The 7,479-nt window shown below is 43.5% G+C and carries 8 protein-coding genes; 4 read left to right on the plus strand and 4 right to left on the minus strand.

What is annotated here, in order from left to right:
* Positions 1–71 precede the first annotated feature (71 nt).
* The gene (locus tag Q5691_RS21470; RefSeq protein WP_333346868.1) at positions 72–893 is read left to right on the plus strand and encodes a Uma2 family endonuclease; all 822 of its coding nucleotides are present in this window, start codon (positions 72–74) and stop codon (positions 891–893) included.
* Positions 894–1,029: 136 nt separating this feature from the next.
* Positions 1,030–1,857 carry an ATP-dependent sacrificial sulfur transferase LarE gene (larE, locus tag Q5691_RS21475; RefSeq protein ID WP_333209588.1) on the plus strand — a complete coding sequence of 276 codons (828 nt, stop codon included), beginning with the start codon at positions 1,030–1,032 and terminating at the stop codon, positions 1,855–1,857.
* Positions 1,858–1,978: 121 nt separating this feature from the next.
* Here larE and Q5691_RS21480 read toward each other — a convergent pair whose 3' ends face one another.
* Together Q5691_RS21480 and Q5691_RS21485 are read right to left on the minus strand one after the other, a co-directional pair.
* Positions 1,979–2,107, minus strand: a complete 129-nt coding sequence (locus Q5691_RS21480) for a hypothetical protein (RefSeq protein WP_333209590.1) — start codon at positions 2,105–2,107, stop codon at positions 1,979–1,981.
* 98 nt (positions 2,108–2,205) lie between these two features.
* Complete coding sequence (locus Q5691_RS21485; RefSeq protein ID WP_333209592.1) at positions 2,206–4,068, minus strand: polysaccharide biosynthesis/export family protein; 1,863 nt, start codon at positions 4,066–4,068, stop codon at positions 2,206–2,208.
* A gap of 333 nt (positions 4,069–4,401) precedes the next feature.
* Between Q5691_RS21485 and Q5691_RS21490 the strand changes: the two genes are divergently transcribed.
* Positions 4,402–5,091 (plus strand): class I SAM-dependent methyltransferase, encoded by a 690-nt coding sequence (locus Q5691_RS21490; RefSeq protein WP_333346871.1) that lies wholly within the window; start codon positions 4,402–4,404, stop codon positions 5,089–5,091.
* A gap of 22 nt (positions 5,092–5,113) precedes the next feature.
* On the opposite strand, the gene Q5691_RS21495 is transcribed toward Q5691_RS21490, so the two are convergent.
* Complete coding sequence (locus Q5691_RS21495; protein WP_333346874.1) at positions 5,114–5,467, minus strand: DUF4864 domain-containing protein; 354 nt, start codon at positions 5,465–5,467, stop codon at positions 5,114–5,116.
* Between the two features lie 181 nt (positions 5,468–5,648).
* Here Q5691_RS21495 and Q5691_RS21500 point away from each other — a divergent pair, with 181 nt between their 5' ends.
* Positions 5,649–6,806, plus strand: coding sequence for an endonuclease NucS domain-containing protein (locus tag Q5691_RS21500; protein WP_333346878.1), 1,158 nt, complete (start codon positions 5,649–5,651; stop codon positions 6,804–6,806).
* 70 nt (positions 6,807–6,876) lie between these two features.
* Here the strand turns inward: Q5691_RS21500 and Q5691_RS21505 are convergent.
* On the minus strand, positions 6,877–7,479 hold a 603-nt coding region (locus Q5691_RS21505; RefSeq protein WP_333346881.1), incomplete at its 5' end, for a transposase.

The following is a 7,479-nucleotide window of genomic DNA, read 5'->3' on the forward strand; positions in this document are numbered from 1 at the left end:
TATATAGAGAAGGTTATCGATCGCCAATCTTGACTAAAACTCAAACTTTTATTGGTAAAATGAGGTGACTTATGACTACTATAATTCACAAACCGATATCGCAGTTAAAGATTACTTGGCCACTGCTACCCGATGATTTCATCCTACCAGACGACCCTGTAGACGATATAGACCATCCCTTGCTAGCTAACGGTTTGCGCCAGTCTGTAGTGGATTCCCCGGAACTAATGCAAGACGCACTAATAGTTTCTAATTTTGCTTTGTGCGCTGCTGTGGACGATCGCACTATTTGCAAAGCCCCAGACTGGATGTACGTGCAGCCGGTTCAACCTTGGCCTCATAACTATCCCCGCCGTAGTTACACCCCTCATACCGAAGGAACTGTCCCTTTTGTAGTGATGGAATTTCTATCAGCTACTTACGGCGATGAATACTCTGTCGAACACACAGAAGAAATCGGTAAGTGGTTTTTTTACGAACAAGTAATCAAAGTTCCTCGCTATGTCATTTTTCGACCGCATACAGGCAGAATAGAAGTTTATGCGCTTGAATCCGAGCGTTATGACAATCAAAATCCTGATAAAAACGGCCGTTATTTAATACCTGGATTAAATCTATTTCTGGGAGTGTGGCAGGGAACTCGCGAAGGTAGAACGGGATATTGGCTGCGCTGGTGGACGGAGGGCGGAGAACTGCTTTTGTGGCCGGAAGAAAGGGCAGAAAATGAACGCCTGCGGGCAGAAGATGAACGCCTGCGGGCAGAAAATGAACGCCAGCGAGCCGATCGCCAACAGCAAGACAAAGAGTTAGCCGAGACGCTGCTGGAACAGGAAAGACAGCGAAATCAAGAACTTTTGGCTCGATTGGCAGCCCTCGGTATCGATCCAGAATAGCATTAGAAGTCCGATGCAAGTCGGAAAAAGGAAGAGGTTCGAGGGAAGAAGGGAACCCGATCGAGATATGCTTTCTTCATCCTTCTTTCTTTAGTTTGCTTTCTTACTTCTCTGTTTGTCACAAAAAGTTGAAATTATGTTAGTAGAAAAACTCGAACAATTAAAAGATATTTTCGCACAGATGGAACGGGCTTTGATTGCCTACTCCGGCGGAATTGACAGCACTTTGGTGGCAAAAATCGCTTTTGATGTGTTGGGATCTCGCGCTTTGGCAGTGACGGCAGTTTCCCCATCTTTACTGCCAGAAGATTTAGAAGATGCGCGCATTCAAGCAGCAGAAATAGGGATTGCCCACCAGGAAGTACAAACTCAGGAAATGGCAAATCCAAATTACACTTCTAACCCGGTTAACCGCTGCTATTTCTGCAAAAGCGAACTGCACGATACTTTGAAACCTCTAGCACTAGCAAAGGGTTATCCTTATGTGGTGGATGGGGTTAATGCTGACGATTTAAAGGATTACCGTCCCGGAATTCAGGCTGCGAAGGAACGCGGCGCGCGATCGCCTTTAGCAGAAGTAGGCATGACTAAATTGGAAGTGCGGCAGTTGGCTAAAGAATTGGGTTTGCCTTGGTGGGACAAACCGGCTCAACCTTGTTTGAGTTCGCGCTTTCCTTACGGCGAAGAAATCACCGTGGGAAAGTTGCAAAGAGTGGGGCGCGCTGAACGCTATTTGCGGCAGTTGGGACTGAAAAATTTGCGAGTGCGATCGGACGGAGATACGGCCCGCATTGAGTTACCAGCAGAGGAGATTAAGCAGTTTGTGTTAAATGCGGATTTGCCTGCATTAGTCGCGGTGTTTCAAGAGTTTGGTTTTGTTTACGCGACTTTGGATTTGGAGGGGTTTCGCAGTGGCAAATTAAATCAGGTTTTGCAGCCGCAGTTGTTGCAGGCAAAAGGTTGATTAATTTTCCCGAATACAAAAAATTTCTCATGATTGATGTAGTTTGGGAAATGGACAAAGGGGAACCATGGCAATCGAACCTTTATAGTGGCGTTGCTGAATCAGGGTATGAAAAAAAACTTTAAAATCCCAAAGCTGTGTGGATACTGGTTTCTATGACAGTCATATTTAGCGTTTCATACCGTAAATCAGCAACGCCGCGAATTTCTTGATAGTACAATCCCCCGAATTTATCCGTGGGATCAATCAAAAATCTAAAATCTAAAATCTAAAATCGAATGACTCTATGCAGCGGTTTCAACCGCCGAGTCATAAACAGGGTGGCTAACTTTCAACGCCCGAGTCTGATCAAGGAGTAGTTGGCTGAATTTGCTGTGGCTGCATTTGCTGCTGCTGATTTTGGAGCTGAAGTTGCTGCTGCTGGATCTCGAGTTGCCGATTCTCAAGATCTATTTGCCGCTGTCTGTCTTCGAGTTGCAAGCGTCTGTCTTCAAGTTGCAGCAATCTGTCTTCAGCTTGCCGCTGTCTTTCTTCACGTTGTAGCTCTCTTTCTAGCAGTCTGTCTTCACGTTGCTCTTGTCTGTCTTGACGTTGTTCGCGAATCTGTCTGAGCTGATTTCGCCGCTCAAAATCGCCTCCCAAAAATAAGTTTTGAAAAGCGTTGATAGTTGCTTGAAACCCAGTAAAAACGCCGCTAACAGCGCTGATCCCACTTGCAACTCCTGTTATTGGCTGCAAAAAACTGTTGATATTATCTCCTACCCTAGCATAGCCCGATCGCGCTACCAGAATCACATCGTCGTTGCGGAGAGTAGGGTTATTATTAGGATTCAACCCTTGAGCAAAATCTACCTCGATCGTGCGGCGAGAAACAGTACCGTTGGGGTTCAATCGCAATAGTTCTACCTTGTCTTTTTTAGCCCGCAATTGATTGAAACTGCCCGCCGTCAGCAAAGCTTGGTGCAGGGATGTACTAGGCCGCACCTGCAAAGCCCCAGGCCTAATTACTTCTCCTACAATATTGATGCTAATCGCGTTCGGAGAAAAACTGCTATTTGCGACTTGAGAAACTTCCGCTAAGTCTACAGTAGCTGCTGTCGGGATAATTACGCTATCTCCTTCTTGCAGCAAAATATCTTGAGTTGCGTCGCCTTTTTGCAGCAAATCCCACAGATTTACCATGATAGTTTGTTCATTGCCACCTCTGACTCGGCGGCGGATTTGCACGCGGCGAATGTCAGCTTCTGTAGTGATACCACCAGCAATTTTCAATGCTCTAGTTATTGTTGGTAAGCCTACAACTGCTCCTTGCTGTTGGTCGATAGCTACAAAACTCAACTCTGTTTGTTGGTTGCTCGATCGCACATCCGAAGCAAATACAGTATAAGGCCCCGGCCGGTTTACTTCCCCGACAATTACCACACCAATTGGTTTAGTAATATCAGCGGAAAAATTAGCACTGGCTCTTTGGCGAACTTCTTGAGTATTCAGGGCCCTTGCTGTCGGTACAAAAATTGTATCTCCATCTCGAATCGTGACATCTTGACGCAAATTTCCCGTGTCTAAAAAATCCTGCAAATCAACATTAGTAACTTGCTCCGGCCCGCCTCTGTTGGAACGACGAATTTGGACATTTCGCATATCTCCTGCTGATGTCACCCCTTGTGCAAGTTGCAGCATTTCCATCAAAGTCGGGAATTTTACTCCTCCTCCTTCTCTAGTGGGATTAATCTTGTAGGAACCCGGGCGAGTAACTTCACCCGCAAGACCTATATTTAGGGGGCGAGCGACGATCACAGTCACGGTAACAACGGGAACATTGATGAAGGGTTCGTATCGCTGGGTAATCACATTAGCGGCTTGTTGCAGCGTCAACCCTTGAATTGATACGCTGCGAATAATTGGCAAATTGAGCGTCCCATCAACTAACACTTGATATTCTCTGCTGAATTCAGGGACGCCGAAGATATCTAAAGCAATGCGATCGCCCGGGCCTAAAGTATAAGCTGCTTCTGGTGTCAGCGAACCAGAATTGCCGATCGGCGGCAAACTCGAACCCGGAGGTGGCGGCGGTACTCTCGGTTGGTTTGGGTTCCTAGCGGGCGCAGGAGTTCTGACGGCAGGTAACTGAGCTCTACTGGGCAGCGAACTCAATAGCACCAGGAGTGCTGACAAACTCAGACTTGTAGCGGTTTGAATGGTATGTTTCATCTTTCTTCCCTGGTTGCAGCCTGCCAATGAACAAGAGCAATTTAGCTAGTGGATTTTAGTTTATTTTCCCTGCTGTCCAGTGTAGCCTCGCTGTGCTGCAAAATCCACAGGTGCAAGCATAAAAATTGTACGATCGTACTTAACTATTTTGTGCCTTGTTTGTAAAGAAAGTGTAAAGCCCGCCAACTGTTGTCAGGATTAGGATCTCGTTTGAGCAAAATTTTTCATACATAAGTCCGCATACAAATCAACCCGCCGAAGAAAGGAGATAGGAAAAAACCGCCCTGATTTGAGGTAAAATATTAGATAATTCTATCTGCAGGACAAAGACAAGTGTCACTAAAATTGGATAAAGTAATTCCCTGGGGGCGCTGCTTGGATGAATACATAGGAATGTTTAGCTTGACCTCAAGTGACCTCAAGCTAGCAATTCTTGATTGTGCGGGCGGCCCGGCGAGTTTCAATGCGGAAATGACTCGCCAAGGTAACAAGGTAATTTCTTGCGATCCAGTTTATCAGTTTACTGCGGTGGAAATTGGCGATCGCATCCAAGAAACATATCAAACTGTCATTGACGGTGTTAAAGCCAATTTAGACGGCTACCTGTGGAACAATTTTGAATCGCCGTACCAGCTAGGCGAAGTGCGAATGAAGGCGATGCAGGAATTTTTAGAAGATTTTCCATCAGGCTTACAGCAAGGCCGCTACATAACTGCTGAGCTGCCTGTTTTGCCTTTCGAGAACGGTAAATTCGATTTAGCTTTGTGCAGCCATTTCTTATTTGCTTATTCTCACCTACTTTCCGAAGAATTTCATTTGGAAGCAATTACAGAAATGTGTCGGGTTGCGAAGGAAGTCCGGGTATTCCCTCTATTGCAGAGTTTTAGCGGGGAGGAATCCGATCACTTAAACCCGATTATCACAGAATTGAAAAAGAGAAGTTTTAGTGTAGAAATTCAAGAGGCTCCTTATGAGTTTCAAAAAGGCGGGAATAAGATGCTGCGAGTTAGCAAAAAAAGCTGAGCATAAAAGTAATAATAACTTATTATGCTGTTATGGAAACCAAATAACAGCCATTAATTCGCCAACTATTATCAAACTGTTTTTCCATGAGATAAATGGCTCGGATTGGGATGCCTTCCGAGTCCAGCAACAGCACCGGCTGAGCGGGAATTCCTTCTACAGTGGCGAGGTTTTCAAATAATACCGAGCGCGGACGGTAGACAGCTTGATAGGCAATTTTTACCATGTGCATAAAGTTTTCGGCTGTGCGAAACTGCTGCTGAATTCCGGGACTGGCGAAGGCAAAAGCCCCAGCAGCATCGTCTTTTTGAAATGCTTGCAGTTGCTGTTCTACGACTGAGCGAATGGTAGTGCGATCGCTTTCACTGAGGAACATATCTTTAATAATTTGTCAAGAGATGGGAGTGTCGAATAGTTACTATTATAGCGCTCCAACTTAAAAGCGATTTTGTTGCGGGATGGCTGGGAAGCTGTCAGGGCGATCGGGGTTTATTTAAACCCTAGCGGGCTACAGACATTAGTGGTAAAATTGGTTAAAGACTTTAAGAATTGTCAAAATGCTAAGCAGCGCCGCATTGAGGAAAACAGGGTCGGGGTGGGAATTTGCAAGTGAAGAAGCCTTAGAGGATTTTGTCGAAGTTCACTTGCAAAGTTTGCTCGGTTTGACAATCATCAAGCGGCTATTCACTGTCAACGAGCAAAGATGCGATATTATAGCGGTGGACGAGAATAAACGGTTAGTTATCCTGGAGTTGAAAAACGGCGAAGATAGATATGTCGTTCAGCAGTTAACCCGTTATTACGATGCTTTGTTGGAACACAAACCTTTTGCCGATCGCGTGGATTACGATCGACCGGTTCGCTTAATAGCAATTACGCCGAAATTTCACAGGGATAATTTTACAGCCAGGAAGTATCACGGGCTATTTTTTCAGTTTTTGCAATTTGCGATCGTTTTTTTTGAGGACAACTTAAATTTACAACTGAAAGATGTAGATACTGAACAGATGTCACAAGTAGAAATTGTTCACCAGCAAAAAGAAAGCGCTGATAATATACCGATTCCACCTAAAGCATTTATAAAACTATTAAGCCAGTGTGAGCTTAGTCAACAGCAAGAAATATTGAAAATTAGGGATAAAATTCTCTGCTTTGATAAACGAATGCAAGAAATTAGTGATAGTGGTAGTATTAAGTATGGAAATGGCAACAGTAAGACCAGTAAATTCTGTGCAGAGTTATGTTCTGACAGTAAAGGAAATCTCATCTTATTTTTATGGCTACCTTTAAAAGGTCTGACAAGTAAAACTATTTCAAGAGCAAGAGTCTGGACAGATTGGAATGATAATGCTTTGATAGAGGGCTACGTATCGAGAGGAATTGGTGGTAAAGTTAGCTCTAATAAGAAGGTAATAGCTAATCAGACAGAAAAAATAAAGCAAAATATAAAAGATATCCAACAGTGTATGCCTAGGTATACTTATTTTATTGAAAGAGAATTATTAGAATACATTAATAGCGCCATTAAACTCGTTAACAAATCTGCAGCTTCTCAAATATTAACTTATGAAGAGATGAAGTATATAGATTTAAGCAAGGATGTCAAAGATGTTTTTATTAAAATGAAAATTATCGCTCGATATCCGGAAATTTTAGAAATTGCAGAATACTTAGGGCTTGCTGAAAAAGTCAGAAAACAGCATTGCGAAAAATGAGTGAATTCGAGATCGCCTTGACGAGATAAGTTTTATTCAACTTTTATTCAGTAAACATGATTTTTGCTAATCAGTAAAGGTAGAAAACCTGAAAAAAGCTGTTTGTTCTAAAATAGACAGAAAAAAGCCAAAAAGCCTGCCGTAGCAGGGAGGAAAGATTCATTACTAGAAAAGTTATGGCGATGGCTGTACCAGAAGTATTAGAAAGTTTAGCCATCACTCTACCAAGACTAAATCTTCTTTTAGCTTCTCCAAATTTTCCCTCAATTGAGTTACGAATTCTCTCGTCTGACTGAGCCTGTTTTTTCGTTGACTTGCTGATATTTGTCGGGGGCCTTCCTAGAGGGGGACCACTCATTCTAATCCCTCTTTCTTTGCACCACGCTCGATTTTCTCTGGTTCGATAAATTCGATCTACATGAATTGATTCAGGATAGAATCCCGTGAACCGTTTAAATTCTTCTACTTGTTTCTTTAAGTCTACAGACTCGTTAAAATTATCCCAACTAATCCGGTCTAGAAATACATAGCCATTACGACAACTCGCTGACAGCTTTGCCCCAAATTCGACGGATTTCCCGGCTTTTCCTCTAACTATCGGGCGGATGTGTGGTTGTGTTAAACTTACTATTCGGTCATCTATACTGTTTTTTTTGTTTTCATACATCCATAA

The sequence above is a fragment of the Microcoleus sp. w1-18aA5 genome (genome assembly GCF_036701705.1).
GTDB lineage: Bacteria > Cyanobacteriota > Cyanobacteriia > Cyanobacteriales > Microcoleaceae > Microcoleus.